The organism is Pseudarthrobacter leeuwenhoeki (assembly GCF_055412885.1).
The window spans coordinates 152,470-175,757 of the sequence record NZ_JBVAYY010000011.1; the positions used below are offsets into that span (position 1 = coordinate 152,470).

Genomic DNA, 23,288 nt, shown 5'->3' on the forward strand with positions numbered 1-23,288 from the left:
CAGAATACGCCGGGAGGCCGCCGGAGGACCAGTGCCGGAGGGATTCAGACGGCCAGGACTGTGTCGGAACTGTTTATGCGCGTCCTGCTCGCGCGAGTCCGAAACGCCTGGGCAACGCCGGGCGCAACTCGCAAAAGCAGCTCAGACCCGGTCAGGGTCGTTGTCGGGGGCCAGCGACTCTTCCCGCCGAAAGTCCGGTGCTGACAGACCTGACATCTCTTCGGAATTTCTCCGCTCGTCCCGGGAGGCCGTCACGACAGAGGTGGCTATTGGCACTGAACGCGGACAAATGCCGGCCTACATTGCGGTACCGGCAGGCGCGAGTGGAGCCGCCATCAGCCCGGGGCCGCTTCGACTTCCAGCCAGATCACCTTTGATCAGCAGTGTCCCAGGGCCGCCCTCGCATTCCTCTTGCGGTCAGCAAGGTCCTTGCGCGCCCCAAGGGCTTCGTCCAGGCTGACGGCGATGAATCTGGTGGACGTGCCGGGGGCGGCGCGGGCCACCAGATCCATGTCGGCGCTGATGACCGTACCCACCATGGCGTACCCGCCGCCGGAGACGGCATCGCGGTGCAAGATGATCGGTTGCGTGCCGCCGGGAATCTGGATCGACCCGACGGCGTAGCCGGCATCCACGATATTGGATGGGTCGGAACCGGCCCCGAAAGGTTGCTCGCGTTCTTTCCACTTCACGCCGGGGCCGGAGTATCGCAGCCCCATTCGGTCGGCCACTGGGGTCAGCTTCCACTCGGCGTTGAGAAGGTTCTCCAGTCCTTCTTCGGTGAGGCGGTGGTCGTATAGGCCGAGCACGATCCTGACAGTTTGTTCCTTCTCGAAAACGGGACGGAATTCCTCCGGAACCGTGTCGGCGACGGGCAGGGCTCCGCCGTTCACCGGCCTTCCTAAGGGAACGTGGTCGCCAGCCTCCAGCTTGCGGCCGTGGAAACCGCCGATTGCGCCCAGGCTGTAGGTGGACCGGCTTCCGAGCACCTCGGGAACGTCGATGCCACCCTGGACTGCGATGTAGTAGCGCGTGCCGCCCCGGATCACCCCGAAGCTGAGTTCGTCGCCGGCGTTCAGCTGCAGCCGGGCCCACTGCGGCCGGGTTTCGCCGTTGACCTTCACTTCAACCGGGGCCCCCGTGACGGCGATGACAGCGTCCAGCTCGGTCGTCAGCACCGGGCCAAGGTACGTGCATTCAAGGACGGCTTCTTTGGCGGTGTTGCCCACGAGGGCATTGCCAAGTTCTGCAGAGTATTGGTCCATGGACCCGCTCTGCGGGATGCCCACGTTGTAGTGGCCGGTGCGTCCCTGGTCCTGGACCGTGGTGGCCAGGCCGGGTTTCTTGATGTCAAACGCCATTGAGGGCCTCCATGAGTTCCTGGTTGTAGCCTTCGGGATTCGCGAGTGCCTTGGACAGATCGAACGTCACGGGTACCTGCCGGTAGCGGAACGTTCCTGCGGAAATCTGCGCCTGGATGCCGTTGTACTCGGCCTCGGTGACCGGCTTGAATTTAACGATGTCCCCCGGACGGAAGAACACCATGAAGTCCTTGAAGTCTTCCAGTCTCTGGGCGGGATCAAAGATGGGGGCGGCAGCAACGCCGAACATTTGGTAGCCGCCGGCACCGCGCACGGAATAGATGCACCCAAAGCAGCCGCCATGGCCCACCGTCAGCTTGGGGGTATCGGTGCGGGGACTCAAGTACTTAGGGACTTCCAGTTGTTTCTTCCGCTCCACGAGCTGGAAGAGGAACGGAAGGCCGGCCACGAAGCCAACCATGGAGACAAGCCACGGCTGCTCATGGTGGCGCTGGATGAATTCGGCTGCATCTTTGAGGTTGTTGACCTTCGCCGCGTAGTCAATGTCGGTACCTCCCGGTTCCTGATGGAACCCTTCGCGGAAGCGCTTTGCCACTTCCGCCGTGAAGGGATCGTCATACCAGACCGGGACCTCGATGATCCGGGTTTCGAGCTCTTGCTCCTGATGGTGGGCCAGGTCCCCTTCAATTGTCCGGACGGTCTCTTCCAGGGTCTTCGGCGGCAGGACGTCGGGGTCGAATCTCACCAGCAGTGAGGCGTTGGCGGGACAGACGTCCACGATGCCCGGCAGCTCCATATCTGAAAGCTTCGAGGCAATGGACATGACCCTGAAGTTGGCGGCAAGGCTCATTGACTCCGAGACCTCCACGAACAGGAATTCGTCTCCGCCCCAGGTGTAGCGTGCCTCCTGCGTAGCGGGTGCCGGGTGGCTCATTGTGCCTCCAAGAGATCGGCAGTTTCAAGGAACTTCGAGTGGTGGGTCACGGCGGCGAACTCGGGCCGCGCCAGAAGCGTCTTGTGTACCGGGATGGTGGTCTTGACCCCTTCGATGTGTGTACCGTCCAAGGCTGTCAGCATGGCCTCAATGGCCGTTTCACGGTCGGGTGCGTGGACGATCAGCTTGGCGAGCAGGGAGTCGTAGTACGGGCTCACTACGGATCCTGCTTCCACGCCCGTGTCCACCCTGATGCCTTCCCCAGAGGGCCACTCCATGGCCGTGATGAGGCCCGGGCTGGGGAAGAAGTTGTGCTCCGGGTCTTCGGCGTTGATGCGGCATTCGATGGCGTGCCCGCTGAAGCGGACGTCATCCTGTCGGATGGACATTGCTCCTGTGGAGGCTATCAGCAGCTGTTCGCGGATCAGGTCGATCCCGGTGATCTGCTCGGTGATGGGGTGCTCAACCTGGATCCGGGTGTTCATTTCGATGAATGCGGCTTCGTGGTTGGTGGGGTCATAGAGGAATTCGACCGTGCCGGCTCCGCTGTATCCGCATTCCCGGGCGAGCTCCACGGAGGACTCCCGGATCTTCCGGCGGACGGCATCGGGAAGGTCCGGTGCCGGTGCTTCTTCGATGACTTTTTGCGAGCGTCTTTGCATGGAGCAGTCGCGGTCCCCGAGGTGGATGAAGCTGGTTCCGTCGCCGAGGATCTGCACCTCCACGTGGCGGGCATGCTGCACAAATCGTTCCAGGTAAACCGTGGGGTCCCCGAAGACGGATGCCGCCTCCCCGCGGGCCGTCTCGATCGTTTTCAGGAGCTCGTCTTCGCTGTGGACGAAGCGGATGCCCCGGCCGCCGCCGCCGGCGGAGGCCTTCACCACCAGCGGGTAGCCGATGCCGCGGGCCACCTCAATGGCGTCGGCCCCGGGGTCCAGGGGTCCGTCCGAGCCGCGGAGTACCGGGACGCCGGCCTTGCGGGCGGATTCTCTGGCCATGGATTTGTTGCCCATCATTTCGATGGCGTCCGCGTCGGGACCGACCCATATCAGCCCTGCATCTGAGACCTTCCGGGCGAATGCGGAGTTTTCGGAGAGGAAGCCGTAGCCCGGGTGGACGGCATCGCAGCCGTTGTCCAAGGCCGCGGAGATGATGGCGTTCTGGTTCAGGTAGCTGGCGGGCGCAGGAGCCGGGCCTACTACCACCACGTTGTCGGCGGTGCGGGCTGCAAGGGAATTGGCGTCGGGTTCGCTGGCGACCAGGACTGTTTCGATGCCCATTTCGCGTGCGGTCCGTGCAACTCGGACGGCGATTTCGCCGCGGTTGGCGATGAGCAGTTTCTTCACAGCTTTCCTTCGTGGATGACGACAATGGTGTCGCCCGGGTTGACCATGTCGCCGTCATTGACCTCGAAGGACTCGAGGACCCCGGCCGCATCAGATTGGATCTCGGTGAACTGCTTCATGATTTCGACGATGCCCAGGGTCTGGCCGATCTCGATGGTGTCGCCTTCGTTGGCAAACGGCGGTTTGCCGGGGCCGGGCTTACGGTAAAAAATTCCGGGGAGCGGGGAGACGATGGTTGCCACGGGGTTGCTCTCTTTCAGATGGTTGGATAATTCGGAGTCAGCCCAGTACCGCGCGCACGGCGGTGGCCACTGCAACAGAGTTGGGTGCGTCGGAGTGGATGCAGATACTTTGGAACGAGATGTCCAGCTCGGTGCCGTCAACGGCCATAATGGGCTGCCCCGCCAGCGCCCGTCTGACTCGCTCGGCAGCGGCGACCGGGTCCGTGGGGGCCGGGCGGCGCTGGATAAGGAGCTCACCGGCAGGACCGTAATTGAGGTCAACATAGAGTTCCGGCACGAATTCCACCCCCACTGCCCGGCACACGGATTCGTGAGCGGTCCCGGCGAGCCCGTAGAAGGGGACGCCAAACTGTTTGGCGGTTCCGGCGGCGGCCTGCATCAGTTCCTCGTCACCGGCCAGCATTCCGTAGAGGGCGCCGTGGGGTTTGATGTGGTTCAGTTCAAGCCCGTGCTTTGCCAGAAAAGCAGCCAGGGCCCCGGTCTGGTACAGGATGATCGATTCGACCTCGCCAGGGCTAAGGACCATGCGGCGGCGTCCGAATCCCACCACGTCCGGAAGGCCCGGGTGGGCCCCGACCGCCACGCCGTGCTCTGCGGCCAGTGCCACGGTCCGGTTCATGACGTCTGGATCGCCGGCGTGATAGCCGCAGGCGACGTTGGCGACGTCGATGATGCGCATGAGTGCATCGTCGTTGCCGAACTCGTGAAGGCCAAGGCCTTCGCCCATGTCGGAGTTCAGAAGCACGCGTCTGGGAGTGTCGGGGATCACGCTTGTTTGCATGGGTGCAACGCTACTCAGCATTTTCGGTTACCGATATTGTGCAGATCGCTGAATATCCGGTGATGAATTATGGTTATTGCACTGTCCAGCGGGCGACTCCCGCCGTTCTTGGAGGCTTCCTTGCGAATCTCAGACTTGGCGGACGACGCCGACCTCAACATCCGCCTTCGCGTTTCGGGCGGCGAAGGCCGCCTGGCTCGACCCATCACCTGGTGCGCTCCGACCGAACATATGGACCCCACGCCCTTCCTTAGTGTGAATGCCCTTGTGCTGACCAATGGCATGGGCCTTAACGTCAAGGACTTCAGGATCTGGGACGCCTACGTGGAACGCCTCGTATCCGTTCCGGTCTCCGGGCTGGCATTCGGGCTGGGCGCCGCGCACAACGAGCTGCCGGCAGGCTTGGTCCAGGCCTGCGAGGCGCACGGACTGCCACTGCTGGAGCTCCCGCCGGGAGTGCCCTTCGTGCTGATCATGCGCCATGTGGAGCAGGCCATCGCCGCCGAGCGATATGAGGAGTTGCGAAAGGGCTGGGAGCTGGCTGATGGATGCACCCGGTTGGCGGCCGGCGGGCATTCCCTGGCCGAGGTTCTGGAGCGGGTGGCGGACGTCGTCAACGCGAGGGTGGCCGTGATCGATCACAATGCGTTCGAGCTTGTCTCCGCAGGGGCGGCTCACGGCGGGTCCACGCGAACAGCGTTGCGCCTGCCCAGCGGCGACTCAGAGCAATTCCGGCTTGCCATCGAGGGAATCGCGAGCGACGTCGTGCTGCAGCCTATTCTTGGCCCCGTCGCTGCCGTCATCGCGATGCAGCTGAGCTACACCCTCGGGTCACATTCACCCCTGCATTCCCGGGAGGCCGCGCGCTTCATTGAGGCCCTCTATGAGGACCGCGGTGAGCCGTTGGCGCCGTTGCGCCGCTACGCCCACGAATCCGGGTTTGACCCTGACGGCGACTGGGGCGCGGTGCTGATCGGCAGTTCGGACGATGTAGCCCCCGCAAAGTTGCGTGCCATCGCCTGGCGCGCACGCGTGGGGCTGCAGGCCGGGTTCAGCACGGTGAGGTTCATGGAGGAAGCCGGACTCACGACTCTTCTGTTGCAGCACCGGCACGGAGCGGCCGATCTGCTCGATGCCACGCGGGGTTTTTTTACGGACGCCCCGGAATTGTCCGTCGTCGTCTCCGAATCCCTGAGCCTCAGCGAATTGCCGCTGGCGCTGCAGCTTGCCCGCCGAAACGTTGGCCCGGCCGGCGTGCACCAGGCGCCGCCGGCCGATCTTGCCGGCATTGTTCAGGGCCTGCCCAGCCCGGGCCTGGTGGCCATGTGCCAGCGGCTGTTGGCCCCGCTGGCCTCCGACAGCGGCAGCGCTTTGCGGGAGACATTCGACGCTTATCTGCGCCACAACGGGAATTCCGCTAAGATCTGCGAGGAGATCTTCATCCACCGGAACACGCTCAGCTACAGGCTGCGGAAAATCGAGAAGCTCCTCAGACTGGATTTGTCCGACGGCGAAGTCCGCGCCACTTGCTTGCTTGCCTTGGGAATCGTCGCGGCATCGCAATGAGGGAATCCCGCCGCGTAACCGTGCTCGGGAACTCGTGCTAAGGGAACTCCAAGGTGAATATCATCCCGTGTTGCCTCGGGCGCTGCTTTCCCGCACGCAGAGGTTCGGTTCCAGCCTGACGGGCTTGACGATTTCGCCGTCCAGCACGCGCTTCAGGAGTTGCACCGCCGTCCGCCCGATGTCCAGCATGGGCGAGCGGACCGAGGACAGCGGGATGGGAAGCTCCGCGGCCAGCGAGGTGTCATTGAATCCAACTACCGCAACGTCGTCGCCAACAGTGAGGCCATGGGACCTTAGTGCTCCCATCGCACCGATTGCCGCAAAGTCATTGACGGCGAACAGTGCCGTCGGATGTGGGTTGCAATGAGTTAAGATATTCTCGGCCGCTTCCCTTCCGCCGGCGGTATCGAAACGGGACCACACCACGGCCTTGCTGGGGATTTTTCCGCCCAGCGAACGCCAGCGGTCCACGAAGCCGGCTGTCCGGTCAACGGCTGTACTGGCGTAGGGCTCGCCGGCGATGACAGCGACGATTCGATGCCCCTGGGTCCACAGGTGGTCGGCCACAAGCTCGCCGCCAAGGACGTCGTCGCAGGTGGCGGACGGGTAGCCGGGGACGCGGCGGTTCATGAGCACGAACGGCACCTTCCGGACCGTCAACTCCCGCAACAGGCCACTGTCCAGATGTGCGTCACCTATGATCAGCCCGTCCACGCGGCGGGCCAGCATGGTGTCCGTCTTCCGTCGTTGTTCCGCCGGGTCATCGCGGGAGTTCATGACAAACGTCGAATAGCCCAGCTCCGCCGCAGCCTCGTCAATGCCCTCGTACATGAGGGCCAGGACGAGGTCCGACAGCCTGGGCACGATCACCCCCATAAGGCGCGTGCGCCGCGTCCGCAGGCCGGCGGCCTGCGGGTCAGGGGAGTAGCCCCGTTTCCGCGCCAGCTCGCGGACGCGTTCGGCCGTCGCCACGGAGGCTGCACCCCGCGCCACTTCGGATTCAGAGTGAAGGATTCTGGACACGGTCGAGGGGTGGATGCCGAGCTCGCTCGCGAGATCCTTCAGTGTGACCGTGCGGTCCCCGGCCGTGGTTTCTTCCATGCGTTTCCCTGCCTCAGCTCAAAAAGAAGACACCACCAAGACTGCCCCAAAAAGTGCGGATCTCTGGTTGGGGAGCCCTTGACGTGGCGCACCTCACATTCTATAGTCATGTCACCACCCAACCCAATCGATTGGGTTGCTGTGGCTCCGGTGCCAGGCGGGGAAATGTTGACACCGTCGAAACATTGGAAGCGCCTGGTGGAAACATCGAAAAGCTACTTTTTTATCCCATAACCCAATCGATTGGGTACGCATCTGGCAGCAGAACAGGACAAGCGGAGTGAAAATGACTGTCGCAGAATCGGGCGCTCCCTATGTGGTGCTGTTGGCGACGGGGGGAACCATTTCCTCCCGTGCGTCGGAGGCCGGCGGAGCCGCCGTGGCGTCGGACACGGGAGAGCAGGTGTTCGCCAGCCTTGGGGTTGCGGCCCCGCATCCGGTCCGCGTGGTCGATGTTCTCCGGAAGGGTTCGTACCTGCTGACGGTCGATGACATGATCGCCATCTGCGCCAGCATCCGGCAAGCCCTGGCCGACCCGCACGTTTTGGGGGTCGTCGTCACCCACGGTACGGACACGATGGAGGAGACGGCGTATCTCGTGGACCTCACCCACGATGATCCCCGCCCCGTGGTGTTCACCGGAGCGCAGCAGGCGGCCGACTCCCGGATGCCGGATGGTCCCGGAAACCTGTCCCGCGCGATCGCCCTCGCCGGTTCCCCCCAGGCACGGGGGAAGGGCGTACTACTGGCGTTTGCCGGGACCATCTTCCCGGCGGCGGGAGTCCGGAAGAGCCACACAACCCGGCCCGATGCGTTCGCCAACCCGGACTTCGGAACCGCAGGCTCGGTGACCGACTCCGGCGAGGTCAGCATGCGCGGTGCACGGCCCGGCATCATCCCGTTGCCGTTGCCGGGAGCCAGCGCCGGTTCACCGCGCGTGGACCTCGTTGCTTCCTATCCCGGAGCGGATTCGACGCTGTTGCGGGCTTCCCTGCAGGCCGGGGCGGCAGGGGTTGTGCTCCAGGGGACGGGAACGGGCAACGCCAACCGCGCGCTGTGCCGCGACGTCGCGGACGCCACCGCGGCCGGCGTCGTGGTGGTAACGAGCACGCGGGTGGAGGCCGGCGCCGTCGTTCCCCGGTACGGCGACGGCGGAGGTGCAGATCTGCGCGCGGCCGGTGCCATACCTTCCGGGCTGCTCAGGCCATCCCAGTCCCTGGTCCTGCTGAGCCTTCTGCTCAGGCTGGATACCCCCGCGGCCCGCATTGCGGAAACGTTCGCCCGCCGGGGCACGCTCCCGCACTAGTTCCACCCCGAAACCAAAACCCCAACGACAAAACCTCAACAACAAGCGCAGTGAAAGGTTGATCTCATGACTAAGGAAATCCAAGTCGCGTTCGGCGTCGACGTGGACGCCGTAGCCGGAATGCTCGGCTCCTATGGGGGCGAGGATTCCCCGTGCGATATCTCCCGTGGCCTGTTCAGCGGCGAGGTCGGCGGCCCCCGCCTGATCCGTCTTTTCGAGAAATACGGCCTTCCTGCCACGTGGTTCGTGCCCGGCCACTCCATCGAGACCTTCCCGGACCTGACCCGGATGATCGTGGACGCGGGGCACGAAATCGGCGTGCACGGATACTCGCATGAAAACCCCATCGCCATGACCCGCGAGCAGGAGACCGCCATCCTGGACCGGTCGATCGAACTCATCGAAAAGGTCTCCGGCCGCCGCCCCACAGGCTACGTCGCACCCTGGTGGGAATTTTCCCCGGTCACCAACGAGATCCTCCTGGAACGCGGGATCAAGTACGACCACTCCCTGATGCACCGCGATTTCGAGCCCTACTACGTGCGTGTCGGTGACAGCTGGAAGAAGATCGATTACACCAAGGCCGCGGAGACCTGGATGGAGCCGCTCGTCCGGGGCAAGGAGACCGACCTCGTCGAGATCCCGGCCAACTGGTACCTGGACGATCTTCCTCCCATGATGTTCATCAAGGCCTCCCCGAACTCCCACGGCTTCGTCAGTCCCCGGGACATCGAACAAATGTGGCGCGACCAGTTCGACTGGGTCTACCGGGAAATGGACCAGGCCGTCTTCACCATGACAATCCACCCGGATGTCTCGGGCCGCCCCCAGGTCCTGCTTATGCTCGAACGCCTCATCGAACACATCAACTCCCACGAGGGCGTCAGCTGGCTCACATTCGACCAAATCGCAGACTCCTTCCTCGCCCGCAGTCCCCGAAAGGAAAACCAGTAATGACCATCCAGCAGCCCGACGTCGACCTGACGACACCCGCTCCCAACGAGAAACGCCGCTTCCCGGTATTCTCCAAGCGCCACACGACCACCGCCACCGTGCTGGCCCTGCTGGCCTGGACCGTAGCCGTGTTCGACTATGGACTTTTCGGAACCCTCCTGCCGGCCATGCAGGAAGAGTTTGGCTGGACCGAAACCGAAGCCTACGCAATCAACACCTGGATCGCCGTCGGCACCGCGATCGTCGCCTTCGGCATCGGCCCCGTCATCGACCGGCTCGGCCGCCGCAAGGGCATGATGGTCACCGTCGGCGGCACCGCGGTTGTCTCCGGTCTGACGGCCCTGATCCCGACCGGAATCCCGTTCCTCAGCAACGGCCTGGTCGTGCTGGTGCGTTCCTTCGGCGGGCTCGGATTCTCGGAGCAGGCCGTCAACGCGACCTACATGAACGAGGTCTACCAGGTCACCGAAGTCGCCGATAAGCGCAAGCGCCCCGGCTTCCACTACTCCTTCATCCAGGGCGGCTGGCCGCTGGGCTTCCTGCTCGCCAGTGCCCTTGCCCTGGCCTTCCTCCCGTCCCTCGGATGGCGCGCCCTCTATCTCATGGCAACTGTTCCGGCCGTGATCATCGTGTGGGCCATTGCCAAGAAGCTCAAAGAGACACCTCAGTTCGAGCTGCACCACAAGCTGACCGAACTTGAGAAGAGCGGCAAGACCGAGGAAGCCCACGAACTGGCCCGCGCCTACGGCGTCGAACACTCTTCCACGGCCCCGCTCAAGCGCATCTGGGAACCGCACCTGCGCCGGAACACGATCGTCTTCTCGCTGGCCTGGATCTTCAACTTCTTCGGGATCATGATCTTCAGCATCCTCGGCAGCTCCGTCCTGAAGAACGCCAAGGGCGTGGAACTCTCCGACGCCTTCTGGATGCTGATCGTCATCAACATGCTGGCCTACTTCGGCTACGTCTTCCACGGATGGCTCGGTGACAAGATCGGCCGCAAACGGACCATCATCGGCGGCTGGATTCTCTCCGGCATTTCGTTCAGCATCATGCTCAGCCCCTTCGCCACGAGCCCCTTCATGATCATCGTCACCTACGGCGCCGGGCTGTTCTTCCTGGTCGGACCCTACGCCGCAATCCAGTACTTCATGGCCGAGTGCTACCCCGTCAGCTGCCGAGCCACTGGCACCGCCTTCATCGGCGCGATGAGCCAACCCGGCATCATTCTCGGCGGTGCGCTGTTCACAGCTGCGACAGCCAGCGCGGGAACCGGCACTGCAGCCCTGTGGGTCGGCGCCGGCGGAACGCTGCTGTCCGGACTCCTGATGATCGCCGCCAAGCCGCCCGTAGAAGCCCTGCTCGAGGACCACCCGCACGAGGTCGAAGCATGACACCGGAAACAAAGGTGGCCGTGATCACCGGAGCGGCCAGTGGCATAGGACGGTCCCTCGCGGTCCACTACGCCCAACGCGGCGTGCACGCGGTGATCGGCACCTTTCCCGGTGACCCGCACGACCCGGAAGAAACCCTCCGCCAGGTGAAGGACGCAGGCGGCCAAGGAGTTGTCCACGAAGTGGATGTCCGCAGCACACCGTCCGTCGATGCGTTCGCCGAACGCGCCCTGGCGGAGTACGGCCGTCTGGACTACGCGGTGGCCAACGCAGGAATCCTGCGCAACTCGCCCCTGGGCGAGATGACCGATGAGCGCTGGGATGACATGCTCGACGTCGACCTTACCGGCGTGCTGCGGACCCTGCGAGCCGGGTCCGCGCGGATGACCGGCGGCGGATCGATGGTTGCCGTATCCTCCATTGCCGGAGGAGTCTACGGGTGGGAGGAGCATGCCCATTACGCGGCCGCCAAGGCTGGCGTGCTGGGGTTGATCCGCAGCGTAGCCGCCGAGCTGGGACCGCGCGGCATCCGCGCCAACGCCGTGATTCCCGGACTCATCGAGACGCCCCAGTCCCTGGACCCGGTGAACTCGCTCGGTCCTGACGGCCTGCAACGCGCCGGGCTGGAAATCCCTTGGGGACGGGTCGGGCGGCCCGAAGAGGTCGCCAGCGTGATCGGCTTCCTGACCTCCGATGACGCCTCCTACGTCACCGGCCAATCCCTGATCGTAGACGGTGGTCTCACCATCAAGATGCGCGCCTGAAAAAGCCCGAAAGGACAAGAATGGACAACCCAGAAGCCTCCCGTCACACCGAGGGCCGCGCCGTAGTGGTCACAGGCGGAGCCAGCGGCATAGGCAAGGCCATCGCCGAAGCCTTCACCGCCAACGGCGACAGGGTGGCCGTCCTTGACCGGTCCGGCGCGGCGGGAACTATCGTTGTCGACGTCTCAGACGAAGCGAGCGTGACGGCAGCCTTCGCCGAAGCACGCGCCCAGCTTGGGAGCATCGATATTCTCGTGAACAGCGCGGGCCTGCTGACGGAATCGCGGCTGGAAGACATGACCCTCGCCATGTGGAACGAGACGATTTCCGTTGACCTGACGGGTGTCTTCCTGTGCTGCCGGGAGGTGGTGGGGGAAATGCGGCAGCAGAAGTGGGGCCGCATCATCAACATCGCCTCCCAGTTGGCCATCAAGGGCGGCACCGGGCTTAGCCACTACAGCGCCGCCAAAGCCGGCGTCGTAGGACTGACCAAATCGCTGGCCCTGGAAACCGCCGGGGACAACGTGCTGGTCAACAGCATCGCCCCGGGCCCAATTGAGACGCCCTTGGTTGAGGGAATTTCCGAGGACTGGAAAACGGAGAAGCGTGCCGGACTGCCGCTTCTGCGCTTCGGCATTCCGGCTGAGGTCGCGCCTACGGCCCTGCTTCTCGCCAGCGATCCGGGAGGCAATCTGTATGTCGGCCAGACGCTGGGACCAAATTCCGGCGACGTCATGCCCTAGGAAAGGACACCTCACTTGTGCGGTGCGTGCGGACGAAGTGTTGTGAGCGACCCCGTACTGGGGCCGAACCGAACGATGCGGCAGCACCTCATTGTCGCCCAAACGATTAACAGCGTCTGCCAATCGTGGCCGGGGGCCCCGAAAGTGGCCGCCACCAGCGAGGGCTGGATGGTTTCGGGACCAACGGGAGCCACAGCGGCCATCGCGACTGTGGAGGCGCTGTGGTCCGCTGTTCTTCTAAGCAGCCCGGGAACGCGGTCCTCGGATGCGAGTAGATTTGCGCACGAGCCCGGTGCTGCGGAAAATGTTGGCGCCGCCGCGCACATCGGGGGCGTGGACGAGTCAGTCCTGGCGGCGGCGGACTTGCGTCCGGAGGACTTGTCCCTCCGGGTTTTGACTCTTGGCTACCAGATGGCGCGCAATGCGGACACGGCTTTGGATTCGTAAAGGCGCAGCCCTCCGGGAAGCACCTGGGCTAACTTCCGATTCGGCGGTTTTGGCCGTTGAGGAAGCCCAGCGAACGCGCCGTCGCGACCGCATTCCGCTGCGTCAATGCCCTGCGCTGCGGGCACAGTCAGTCTTGGCGGTTGGTGTCCAGGACCGTCACGTCCAGAGGCATACGGTTGGCGCGACTGAGGCGGCCGGCCAGCACGTTGCGTAACCCACGGGTCACCCTGGTCCTCTTGGTCAGGTACCGGAACTCGGCGGCGTCGGAGGTCACGAGGTCCAGGAGGGGGCGCACGGCGTCGTCAGGGCTCTGCCCCCAAAGGCCGACGACAATCTGCAGCCCGCCCAGTCGATGCTCGTACCCGGGCTGGGATGTGACGTGCCCCAGCATGTCCGTCGTCACCAGGCCCGGGTTCATGCCATGGACCCGGGCACCGGTGCCCCGGGTCTCCCGCCGCAAGGTCTCAGTGAACTGGCGGACCCAGCGCTTGCTCGACGCATACGCGTTTTGCAGCGCCACCGGCCCCTGATCGCCTTGGCCGTAAACGTTGACAAGGTCGCCGTGGCCTTGACCGAGGAACACCGGCAACGCAACCCTTGACCCGTGGAACGTGCCGAGGATGTTCGTGCGGACCACTTGGGTGAAGTCGTCCACCGGGGTTGACGCCGTGGGCCCGAAGACACCGGAGGTTCCGGCGTTGTTGACCCAGATGTCGAGCGTCCCGCGGCTGAGGGCCTCATCGCGCAGGGCCTCGACGTCGGCCAGCTCGCCGGTATCACAACGGCGTCCGGACGCCGCGATCCCTTCCGTGCGCAGCCGCTCGACAGCGGCCGCGACGTCGTCGTCGGACCTGGACGCCACCACTACCGTCGCGCCCTGCTGCCCCAGCAGCCGGGCCATGGTAAACCCCAGTCCGCGTGTCGAGCCAGTCACGACCGCCACGCGTCCGCGGAGGACGTCTCGTTGGGATTCCATGCTTCTCTCCTACCCGCAGCGGCCCGTGGGAGCAAGAGTCCTGTGCCGCACTGTTAGACCGAAAGCCGCTTCATGGTCGCGCTGAATCTCGCTGGCGCGCAGGCAGATGCTGCCGCACTAAGCACCGCCTCCGATTGGCGTATGTCCTTATGGGACGGACCTGCAGTCAGTTTTGCGGGACATATCTGCCTCCGTGAGGAACCGCCCGGCCGGGCTTGTTGTACAGTGTGTTTCACGCTCCCACGGTCTCCTGGCCCGCACCCGTTACACGGTCCGGAGAGCGGCCGAGCAGCCAGGCCCGTTCCGGACTCAGCCGGAACCGGGGAACAAAGGAAGCAGCCAATGTCGATGGACCCCTCGTCCGATCCGCAACGCACTGATACCGTGTATCCCGCTGACGCGGAGGCCGGCAGCCAGGTGAATCATGATGTGCCGGTCATCCGGACGCAGTCCGCCAAGATTATTGAGGCGGTACTGTCCGGGTCTGCGCCCGAGCAGGCATCCGCCCGTGACCAGCTGCGCGAACATCTGGCGGCCCATCCGGGACGCCCGGACATAGCACTGGCGGAACATCTGGCCACGTTCAGGTCCCTGCCCGCCTTCCCTCCAGCCATCCCGGAGGCGCCAGGGCCGGTCCGCGCAGCGGGCGGGCAGCACCCGGCTGGTGAATCGTCCCTGCGATCGGACGAGAGTCTCAGCGCGAGGATAGAGGCGGTCCTGAAAGGCCGGATGCTGGTGACAGCGTTCCAGCCGATTCATGACTTGGGCATCGGCGGCGTCGTCGGGGCTGAGGCGCTCACCCGGTTCGTCAACACCGGGAGCGACACCGTGGAGGACTGGTTCGCAGGCGCCCGGGACATGCGGCTGGGAAGCGATCTGGAATTCGCGGCGCTGGAGTCCGCCCTGACCGCTGCGAAGGAGCTGCCGGACCACGTTTATGTGGCGCTGAAGCTGTCCCCGTCCACGTGCCTGGACCCACTCCTGACCGGGCTCCTGGAGAGGTCGGGAATGGCTCCTGACCGCATTGTCCTGGAACTCACCGAAGCCCTGACAAGCGAACAGCCCGCGGCGCTCGTTGCGGCGCTGGCACCGCTGCGCCGCAGCGGGGTCCGGCTCGCGGTTGACCATGCGGGCTCGTACTTCGCCTCGATGCGCCACATCAGGCATCTCCGGCCCGAGATCATCAAACTGGACCGCAACCTTATTGCCGGAATCGATACTGACACCTTGCGCCATGCCCTCGGGGAGGCCATGGTCGGGTTCGCCGAACAGATCGGTGCCGTAACGGTCGCCCAGGGAATCGAAACCTGTGCAGAACTGGAAGCTGTGACCGATCTCGGGATGGCCGCAGGGCAGGGCTATCTCCTGGGTCGCCCGACCACGCGCCGGGCAGACTGGAGGGGCTGGAACGTCGCCGGACTGGACACCCTCTCCGTGACCGGTCCCGACCGGCGACACAGAACCTGACGGGCCGCTGGACCGGGGCGACGAGCTGCGGGGAGTGCTCCTGCTGTTCGCTGCGCCGGCACGCCGACAACGTCGTCGCCCATGAACGCATCGCCGGGGCACGCGACCTCGGCTACACTCCAACAGTCCCGCTGATCGGGCCCCTCGACGACACCGTCCCTGATAACCTGGCATCGCACCTGCTGCGCGTACTCTCCGAAGGATTCAGCAACGCCATCAGACATCACCGACGACGGCTGCGGCTTCGAGTGCCCCGCACGAACCAGCGGCCAGGCCAACATGGAACAGCGCGCAACCTCCCTGGGCGGCGCTTTTGCAATCGACAGCCACCCCGGCCACGGCACCCGACCAAGCTGAACCATTGGGCCGGATACCGCTTCCGAACCCCCGAGCAACGCAGAATCATGGACTTCGCCGGTTGGCGTTCGGGCCACAGCGGCGTCTGATGGCCACCCCATCGACGTGCTGCCGTTTGCATCAGCGCCACCGACCCGCCCCATCGTGCGGATGCCCCCAAGCCGGCGCCCACCTACGGTCAATCGTTCCGTCGTGATACGGCGGTCCGGTTCGGGCAGGGCCAACCCAGCACACGGATTGCCCTAGAGCGGCGGCCAGTAATCGCGGTCGTATCCGAACCGACTGACAGTCCGGGCCGTCACCGGCTGCCCGCCTAAGTCCGCAGAGTCGTCGCCCTCCGGCGGCTCTGCCTCGCTGCCTGGCCCGGTACCGGGAACGCCAATCACATTTGAATCACTGGACATGTGAGATCCCCCGGTTCGTTAGCTGATGGCACACCGGCTCGAATTCGATACCGCCATGCACCTCAAACCACGCTAACGGCGCTCACAGCACCACAACAGGGGCTTTGTACCGTACCCACTGCTCCACCGCCCCGACAGCCAGGATTCAGCAGACTCCCAGCCCGCTGGCATCGAGCTCTCGGCGGAGGCCGGCATCCGCCAGTGAAGGAGGAGGCCGAAGCTGAACAGTCGCGGTTTGGCCTGGGACTTGCATCAGGAACGACCGAATTCAGATGCGCCGGGCACCTGAATCGCAGGGCGAGGGCGCAGACACTGCCGCCCTCGGCGGAGCGTCGAGGCTCCCCGGCCGCCGGCGCCGTCGTGCAGTAACGGCCGCCGAGCGCAGCGTGGGATCGTCCGCCGCAACTTTCGAGTGGTGCCCGCCGGCACCCGCAACCACCTCGCCACGGACCTTGGCCTCGACCGCGGCAGTGTTCTTGGGGCGCTCAACGCGTTCGCAGCGGCGGTGGAACGTCGCATCGACCTCGGGCAGGTCAACGGCCGGGTGTTCGTCAACAACGTCTCGCTCGGGCTGTATGCGCAGATCGTCCGCTCCCCGGAGTACCGGGATGCCAAAGTGGAACCACCCTGAGTATGCTGCCTAGCATGCTGGGGCCCGGGAACCCCGACCTTTCGACCTGCGCTTCACCGGTCCGGCGGGGGAGCGGATCATGAAAGCCCAGACATCCCCGCCACAGCGCTTGCGGTTCCTCTTGCGCGGTGAAGTTTCGGGGTCTGCGCTGTTTCCCTTGGGACTCGCAGTGCGGTTCTTCTTGATTTCCCCTTACGTTTTCATTGCGTTGAGCTCTCGTGGCTACGCTGGCGGCATGCCATGGCGCAAGCTCGACGGCCAAACGTATGAGTACCTGAGGGCGGAGCCCGGGCGCGACTCCGAGGATGCGCGGTCGAGGACCTATCGGAACTTCGTGACGCGCTGGCTGGATTAAGACGAGTCTCTGAATGGCCCGTTGAGTCAAGAGAGTAGGAGCGAAGATCCATGACATCCGGGGACTTTGCACGCTTTATGTCGGACTGCATTGCCGCAGATGTCGCGGGTGATCGTGGGCTCACAGAGGACGAGATGTACGGGGTTTACATCAGTTGGTGCGTGCTTCACTACGTGTGCCCCAGAACTTGCAGGGAATTCTGGACGGCGATGTCCGGCCTGGGCCTTAACGAACGGCGCCGCATTGACCGGCGCTACGTCCGGCCAGGTCTTCGGATGACAGGGCCCGCTGCAGTGGACTACATCCTCGCAAGCCGTCCAGGCCTTGCCTGGCCGGAGAGCCGTCGATGCCCCACCGGCGGCCTCGATGGGGGTCTTTGGGCACGCCCCCGGGAATCCGTCGTTGGCCTACCATGAAGCATGCCCGGGACTGAGAAATTGGAAGTTGAGCGAAAATTCGACGTCGGCGAATCCGATGAGCTGCCGGCCTTCAGATCGATCGCCGGGGTGAACAGCGTCGGGGCGACGGCGGATCAGAAACTTGATGCCGTGTACTTCGACACGGCGACATTGGCGCTTGCTGCCCGCCGGATCACTTTGCGCAGGCGTACCGGCGGGATGGACGCCGGGTGGCATTTGAAACTGCCGGTGGCCGCGGGGGAACGGCGCGAGATCACGGAGCCGTTGAACGAGGACCCGGATACTGTGCCGCCCCGGTTGAGGGGGCTTGTGCTGGCTCATACCCGGAATCAGGATTTGGTGGCGGTCGCACACATGAAAACCCGTCGCACGGCGATTCCCCTCATTTCAGCTGATGGAACGGTCCTGGCCGAATTCAGCGACGACCGGGTGGAATCCCGGATCCTCCTGGAACCGGCCGGAAGTGCCGCCTGGCGGGAATGGGAAATCGAACTGGTCGACGGGCAGCGGAAACTGTTGGACGCCGCCGATACGGTGATCGCCCTGCAGGGCCACCAACCGGCTGAGTTGCCCTCCAAACTTGCCCGCGCCCTTGGCGACCGGTACCCGGCGGAGAGCCCTTCACCACCTCGCCCGCGACGAAAAGGGCCGGCCTCTTGGCTGCTTCTTTCCTACCTGCATGAGCAGGTCGAGGTGCTGAAAACGCATGACCCAGGGGTCCGAGAAGACGCCCCGGACGCCGTGCACCAGCTTCGGGTGGCGGCACGCCGGATGCGGTCCGTCCTTTCAAGCTTTCGCAATCTGACCGACAAGGGGACGGCCGAGCTCCTGCGGGGGGAACTTCAGTGGCTCGCCGGGACGGTCGGCAAGGCCCGGGACCTTGAGGTCATGCGGACGCACTTGACGGAGCTGATTAGGGCCGAACCCCCGCATCTGATCATTGGACCGGTAGAAGACCACCTCATGGACCAGCTTGGGGCCGAGTACGAGGCGGCCCTCGCCGACGGGCTGGCTGCTTTGGAAAGCGACCGGTATTTCCGGCTTCTTGACGCGCTTGATGGCTTCCTGGCTGCCCCTCCACTGTCCGGACCGGCGCACAAGAAGGCCCTGGGGACTGTAGGTCGGCTCGTCAACGCGGAGCGGAAGCGCCTGAACGAGGCGGTGAAGAGCCTCGACTGTGTTTCCGATGGTAGGTCTGCCGACCCTGCGCTGCACGAGGTCCGGAAGAACGCAAAGCGGCTCCGGTACGCGGCAGAAGCAGCCGTCCCGGTTTTCGGAAAGCAGGCCGCCCGGCTTGCCCGCACCGCCGAAGAAGTCCAGACAATTCTGGGCGACCATCAGGACAGCATCGTCATCAGGGAGAAACTCCGGTCCCTTGCCACCGTGCCCTCTGAGGGCGTCGGGGGAGCGGGATTCACCTACGGGCGGCTGCACGCGCTGGAGCAACACCGCGGCGCCGAAGCCCGCATCCGGTTCTTGACCGCATGGCAAAAGTCACCATCCAGGGCCCTTCACGGGAAATAGTCATCGGCTGCTCGTCCCGAATTCACCAGACAGACATCCGGGGCAGGTAGCGTCGTCCGGGGCAGATCCGTGCCCGCTAGCCAAACGTCGGCATTGGCGTTTGTCCGCACCCACTGTGCCCGAAGGCGGGGCCGGAAAGGACAATCGTGACAGAAGCCGAAATCCAGGAACTGCGCGCCTTGCTGGAGGACGTGAACCGGCTCCGGCGGACGCTCAGGCACGCCGAAATACGGCAAAGTGACAGGATAGCCGCCGTGCTGCCCCGCCACCGCGACAGCGCCCGGAACCTCGTCCACTACACGGAGCTGCGCCGCCATGACATCCGTGACCTCCAATCCGGACTGGCAAAGCACGGACTCTCCTCGCTCGGACGCACCGAACCGAGGGTCCTGCCCAGTGTCGACACCGTGGCCCGGACTCTGGCGCGGCTGGTATCCGCGGACGGCCAACCGGACGCGCAGACGGATCCCATCGACCATGAAGAGATACTCGCCCGGAACGCAGTGAACCTGCTGGGACCGGAGCCGGAAGAACGCGGCACGAGGATCATGGTCACACTGCCCAGCGAAGCATCCACGGACCCCTACATCGTCCGCGGCATGATCGAACGGGGCATGGACCTTGCCCGCATCAACTGCGCGCACGACACCCCCGAGACCTGGCGGCAAATGATCGGCAATATCCGTGCCGCAGAAGAATTCACGGGCAGGCGCTGCCTGGTCTCCATGGACCTGGCAGGGCCCAAGCTGCGCACGGGCCCCATCCGCCCCGGCCCGCGCGTCCTCCGCGTAAAACCGGTGCGCAACGAAACCGGTACAGTGACCGCGCCGGCCCGCGTGTGGCTTGGAACCCGGCCCGAGTCAGGCCCCGACCTCCCAGTGATTCCCGTCCAGGACGGGACCTGGACGGCGGCCCTGCGGGAAGGCCAGAAGATCAGCTTCCGAGACGCCCGTGGAGCCCGCCGTACCCTCGTCGTCGACCGGGCAGGCCCGGACGGGTGCCTGGCAGCCCTGCACGATACGAGCTACTTCGTCCCCGGGACCAGGCTCGCCGCGGCCCAGGAGGCTCCTTCCGGAAAGAAATCCCAACCTCACGCAGGGCCATCCGCCCTTGTCGGGGACCTGCCGGCACTGGAGGAGAGCCTCATGATCCGCCGCGGGGACAGCATTGTCCTCAGCAGTGACCTCACCCCCACTGACAGCACCACCGTCGGCACCCACCGGATAGGCTGCACCCTCCCCGGCGTCTTCACCGATGCGAACCCCGGGGAAAGGATCTGGTTCGACGACGGCAAGATCGGCGGGGTGATCACCGGGGTCCGGACCGGAGAACTGACAGCCGAGATTGTCTCCGCCGCCCCGCGGGGTTCACGGCTCCGGGCCGAAAAAGGCATCAACCTCCCCGACACCCGGCTCAGCGTCCCGGCACTGACAGCTCAGGACCTCGCCGACCTCGAGCACGTCAAAGAACTGGCCGACATCGTCAGCATGTCCTTTGTCCGCAGCGAAGCCGACGTCCGCGATCTCCTGTCCCGCCTCGATCCGGAGCGGGACCAGGACCTCGACATCATGCTCAAGATCGAGACGGTAGCCGCCTTCGAAGCGCTGCCCGAAATCCTCCTCGAACTGATGAAATGGGCCGATGTCGGCGTCATGATCGCCCGCGGAGACCTCGCCGTGGAGGCAGGCTTCGAACGAATGGCAGAAGTCCAGGAGGAAATACTCTGGCTCTGCGAAGCCGCCCACGTCCCGGTGATCTGGGCGACCCAGGTCCTGGACACCCTGGCCCGGACCGGTCTGCCCTCCCGTGCTGAGGTCACCGATGCCGCGATGGCCCAGCGCGCCGAATGCGTCATGCTCAACAAGGGCCCGTTCATCAACGAGGCCATCAGCATGCTCGCGGACATCCTGGGCCGAATGAAGAACCACACGCAGAAAAAACGCAGCATGCTCAGGCGCCTCCGGGCCTGGGACCGCTGAACTCCGGGCACCGGGGACGTGATGTTATCCCGATACGCTCCAGAAACGAGCTGCGGCACCCCCGACATTCACCTTCGCCAAGTAGCATTGCCCCGTGGAAGCTCTCCCGGATGTCCAACGCCCTACCGCGGCCCTCGGCGCGACGTTGACGGCAGAGGGCGCGGACTTCGCGCTGGTCTCCACCTCGGCGGCCGCCGTCGACTTGTGCCTGGTGGACGACTCCGGGATCGAAACCCGGTACCCCATGGCAGTGGACGACGGATTCTGGACGGCTCATGTGCCAGGGATCTTCGCAGGCCAGCGTTACGGCTACCGCGTCGACGGGCCCTGGGACCCCGCCCGGGGCCTGCACCACAATCCGCACAAGTTCCTGCTGGACCCGTACGCCAAAGCCATCGACGGCCGGCTCACCTGGGGACCCGAGCTGTATGCCTTCGACCTCAACGACCCGTCCAGGCCCGACACGTCGGACAGCCGGCGCCATACCTTCGCATCCGTCCTTGTCGACACCGCCTATGACTGGGGAACGGACACCCGCCCCGCAACTCCCTTGAACCGGACCATCATTTACGAGGCCCACGTCAAAGGCATGACCAAGCTGCACCCGGACGTTCCCGCCGCCCAGCGCGGAACCTACGCGGGGCTAAGGCATCCGTCCGTCATCGCGCACCTCAAGCGGATCGGCGTAACCGCGGTGGAGCTACTCCCGGTCCAGCAGTTCATCAAAGACGAGGCCCGCGATGGCAGATCCAACTACTGGGGCTACAACCCCATCGGCCATTTCGCGCCCCACAACGGCTACGCGGCGGCCTGCGGGGCGGGTGACACCGTCCGCGGTGCCGGCGGCGAAGGTCCCACATCCGGGGAGACTCCCGGCGGTCCTGCCGGCGGGGTGCCGGGGACCGGAGGGCAGGTCGCCGAGTTCAAGGACATGGTCAAGGCCCTCCACCAGGCCGGCATCGAGGTGATTCTCGACGTCGTCTACAACCACTCCGGCGAGGGCGGGGCCGACGGGCCCAACCTCTGCTTCCGCGGAATCGACAACGGCGCCTATTACCATCTGGTCCCCGGCGACGAAGCCAACTACGAGGACTATACGGGCACCGGCAACACCCTGAATGTTGGTTCGCCCACTGTCCTGCGCTTGGTGATGGACTCGCTCCATTATTGGGTGGAGGAGATGCATGTCGACGGTTTCCGGTTTGATCTCGCCCCTGCGCTGGCCCGCGCTTCGGATCGGGTCGACATGCTGTCCTCGTTCTTTGAGATGATCGACTCCGACCCGGTGCTTGACGGCGTGAAGCTCATCGCCGAACCGTGGGACCTCGGCCCCGAGGGCTACCAGCTCGGCAACTTTCCGTTGCGGTGGGTGGAATGGAACGGCAAATTCCGGGACGTCGTCCGCGACTTCTGGCGCGGCACACCGGGTCTCACGGCCGAGCTCGCGAACCGTTTCACAGGCTCCGCCGACCTCTACCAGGACGACGGCCGGCAACCAAGTGCCTCCGTGAACTTTGTCACCGTCCACGACGGCTTCACCCTGCGGGACCTCGTTTCCTACGACCGCAAGCACAACACGGCCAACGGTGAGAACGACCGTGACGGCGAGTCCAATGACCGTTCCTGGAACTGTGGCGTCGAGGGGCCAACCACGGACACGGAAGTCACCGCCCTCCGGGCGCGCCAGATGCGCAACCTCATGATCACCTGCGTTCTCGCCCAGGGAGTTCCGATGCTGCGCCACGGCGACGAACTGGGCCACACCCAGGGAGGCAACAACAACGCCTACTGCCATGACAACGAGATCTCGTGGATCGATTGGGCTTCCGCCGACGAGGACATGATCCAGTTCACCTCCAAGCTCGTCAGGCTGCGCCAGGACTACCCTGTGTTCCGGCGCCGAACCTACTTCGACGGGAGGCCGGTTGCTCCCGCCGAGGGCCTCAGGCTGCCCGACATCCTGTGGCTCAACGCCGACGGAACACCCCGGACGGGAAACCAGTGGGACCAGTCCTGGGGAAAGTCCCTCGCCTGCTACCTGAGCGGCAACGGGGTGCGGACCCGCCGGAACGAACCCGAAAACGACTTTCTGGTCATCTTCAACGCCTCGTCCCACTACGTGACGCACCAAATGCCCACGGAGTACTTTCCCGCGGAGTGGGAGGTCGCCCTGACAAGCTGGGACGGTCCGGCGCCGACAAGATTTCTGGCAGGCGCTGGCTACGAAGTACCCGGGCGCACGACTTGGATCCTGCGCTCCGTCGAGGAATAGCCTG

Annotated in this window: 18 protein-coding genes; 11 read left to right on the plus strand and 7 right to left on the minus strand. The window is 64.8% G+C overall.

Annotated features, from left to right (window positions below):
- Positions 1 to 377: 377 nt before the first annotated feature.
- The 5 genes from ACZYX4_RS12020 to pxpA are packed head-to-tail and all read right to left on the minus strand — an operon-like array spanning position 378 to position 4,625.
- Positions 378 to 1,361 (minus strand): 5-oxoprolinase subunit C family protein, encoded by a 984-nt coding sequence (locus tag ACZYX4_RS12020; RefSeq protein ID WP_463876119.1) that lies wholly within the window; start codon positions 1,359 to 1,361, stop codon positions 378 to 380.
- A complete protein-coding gene (locus tag ACZYX4_RS12025; RefSeq protein WP_463876121.1) occupies positions 1,351 to 2,256 on the minus strand; it encodes a 5-oxoprolinase subunit B family protein in 906 nt (301 codons plus the stop codon). The genes ACZYX4_RS12020 and ACZYX4_RS12025 overlap by 11 nt, the downstream gene beginning before the upstream one ends.
- Positions 2,253 to 3,602 (minus strand): acetyl-CoA carboxylase biotin carboxylase subunit, encoded by a 1,350-nt coding sequence (locus ACZYX4_RS12030; protein WP_463876123.1) that lies wholly within the window; start codon positions 3,600 to 3,602, stop codon positions 2,253 to 2,255. The genes ACZYX4_RS12025 and ACZYX4_RS12030 overlap by 4 nt, the downstream gene beginning before the upstream one ends.
- Positions 3,599 to 3,844 carry an acetyl-CoA carboxylase gene (locus ACZYX4_RS12035; protein WP_463876125.1) on the minus strand — a complete coding sequence of 82 codons (246 nt, stop codon included), beginning with the start codon at positions 3,842 to 3,844 and terminating at the stop codon, positions 3,599 to 3,601. Before ACZYX4_RS12035 ends, ACZYX4_RS12030 begins: the two co-directional genes overlap by 4 nt.
- A gap of 37 nt (positions 3,845 to 3,881) precedes the next feature.
- Complete coding sequence (gene pxpA, locus ACZYX4_RS12040) at positions 3,882 to 4,625, minus strand: 5-oxoprolinase subunit PxpA (protein ID WP_463876127.1); 744 nt, start codon at positions 4,623 to 4,625, stop codon at positions 3,882 to 3,884.
- Between the two features lie 120 nt (positions 4,626 to 4,745).
- Between pxpA and ACZYX4_RS12045 the strand changes: the two genes are divergently transcribed.
- Positions 4,746 to 6,191 carry a PucR family transcriptional regulator gene (locus ACZYX4_RS12045; RefSeq protein WP_463876129.1) on the plus strand — a complete coding sequence of 482 codons (1,446 nt, stop codon included), beginning with the start codon at positions 4,746 to 4,748 and terminating at the stop codon, positions 6,189 to 6,191.
- A gap of 60 nt (positions 6,192 to 6,251) precedes the next feature.
- On the opposite strand, the gene ACZYX4_RS12050 is transcribed toward ACZYX4_RS12045, so the two are convergent.
- A complete protein-coding gene (locus ACZYX4_RS12050; RefSeq protein WP_463876131.1) occupies positions 6,252 to 7,292 on the minus strand; it encodes a LacI family DNA-binding transcriptional regulator in 1,041 nt (346 codons plus the stop codon).
- A gap of 286 nt (positions 7,293 to 7,578) precedes the next feature.
- On the opposite strand from ACZYX4_RS12050, the gene ACZYX4_RS12055 reads away from it, so the two are divergent.
- From ACZYX4_RS12055 to ACZYX4_RS12075, 5 genes are all read left to right on the plus strand, one after another.
- Positions 7,579 to 8,598, plus strand: coding sequence for an asparaginase (locus tag ACZYX4_RS12055; RefSeq protein ID WP_463876133.1), 1,020 nt, complete (start codon positions 7,579 to 7,581; stop codon positions 8,596 to 8,598).
- Positions 8,599 to 8,664: 66 nt separating this feature from the next.
- Complete coding sequence (locus ACZYX4_RS12060; protein ID WP_463876135.1) at positions 8,665 to 9,552, plus strand: polysaccharide deacetylase family protein; 888 nt, start codon at positions 8,665 to 8,667, stop codon at positions 9,550 to 9,552.
- Positions 9,552 to 10,946 (plus strand): MFS transporter, encoded by a 1,395-nt coding sequence (locus tag ACZYX4_RS12065; RefSeq protein ID WP_463876137.1) that lies wholly within the window; start codon positions 9,552 to 9,554, stop codon positions 10,944 to 10,946. The genes ACZYX4_RS12060 and ACZYX4_RS12065 overlap by 1 nt, the downstream gene beginning before the upstream one ends.
- Positions 10,943 to 11,710: an SDR family NAD(P)-dependent oxidoreductase gene (locus ACZYX4_RS12070; RefSeq protein WP_463876139.1), complete on the plus strand. Its 768-nt coding sequence runs from the start codon at positions 10,943 to 10,945 to the stop codon at positions 11,708 to 11,710. The genes ACZYX4_RS12065 and ACZYX4_RS12070 overlap by 4 nt, the downstream gene beginning before the upstream one ends.
- 20 nt (positions 11,711 to 11,730) lie before the next feature.
- Positions 11,731 to 12,453 carry an SDR family NAD(P)-dependent oxidoreductase gene (locus tag ACZYX4_RS12075; protein WP_463876141.1) on the plus strand — a complete coding sequence of 241 codons (723 nt, stop codon included), beginning with the start codon at positions 11,731 to 11,733 and terminating at the stop codon, positions 12,451 to 12,453.
- A gap of 574 nt (positions 12,454 to 13,027) precedes the next feature.
- On the opposite strand, the gene ACZYX4_RS12080 is transcribed toward ACZYX4_RS12075, so the two are convergent.
- Positions 13,028 to 13,876: an SDR family NAD(P)-dependent oxidoreductase gene (locus ACZYX4_RS12080; RefSeq protein WP_463876143.1), complete on the minus strand. Its 849-nt coding sequence runs from the start codon at positions 13,874 to 13,876 to the stop codon at positions 13,028 to 13,030.
- Positions 13,877 to 14,218: 342 nt separating this feature from the next.
- Here ACZYX4_RS12080 and ACZYX4_RS12085 point away from each other — a divergent pair, with 342 nt between their 5' ends.
- From ACZYX4_RS12085 to glgX, 5 genes are all read left to right on the plus strand, one after another.
- Positions 14,219 to 15,343, plus strand: a complete 1,125-nt coding sequence (locus ACZYX4_RS12085; protein WP_463876145.1) for an EAL domain-containing protein — start codon at positions 14,219 to 14,221, stop codon at positions 15,341 to 15,343.
- Between the two features lie 1,176 nt (positions 15,344 to 16,519).
- Positions 16,520 to 16,735, plus strand: coding sequence for a diacylglycerol/lipid kinase family protein (locus ACZYX4_RS12090; RefSeq protein WP_463876147.1), 216 nt, complete (start codon positions 16,520 to 16,522; stop codon positions 16,733 to 16,735).
- 792 nt (positions 16,736 to 17,527) lie between these two features.
- Positions 17,528 to 19,033 (plus strand): CYTH and CHAD domain-containing protein, encoded by a 1,506-nt coding sequence (locus tag ACZYX4_RS12095; RefSeq protein WP_463876149.1) that lies wholly within the window; start codon positions 17,528 to 17,530, stop codon positions 19,031 to 19,033.
- A 146-nt stretch (positions 19,034 to 19,179) separates the two neighbouring features.
- Positions 19,180 to 21,012, plus strand: coding sequence for a pyruvate kinase (locus tag ACZYX4_RS12100; RefSeq protein WP_463876151.1), 1,833 nt, complete (start codon positions 19,180 to 19,182; stop codon positions 21,010 to 21,012).
- Between the two features lie 94 nt (positions 21,013 to 21,106).
- A complete protein-coding gene (glgX, locus tag ACZYX4_RS12105) occupies positions 21,107 to 23,284 on the plus strand; it encodes a glycogen debranching protein GlgX (protein WP_463876153.1) in 2,178 nt (725 codons plus the stop codon).
- Positions 23,285 to 23,288 lie beyond the last annotated feature (4 nt).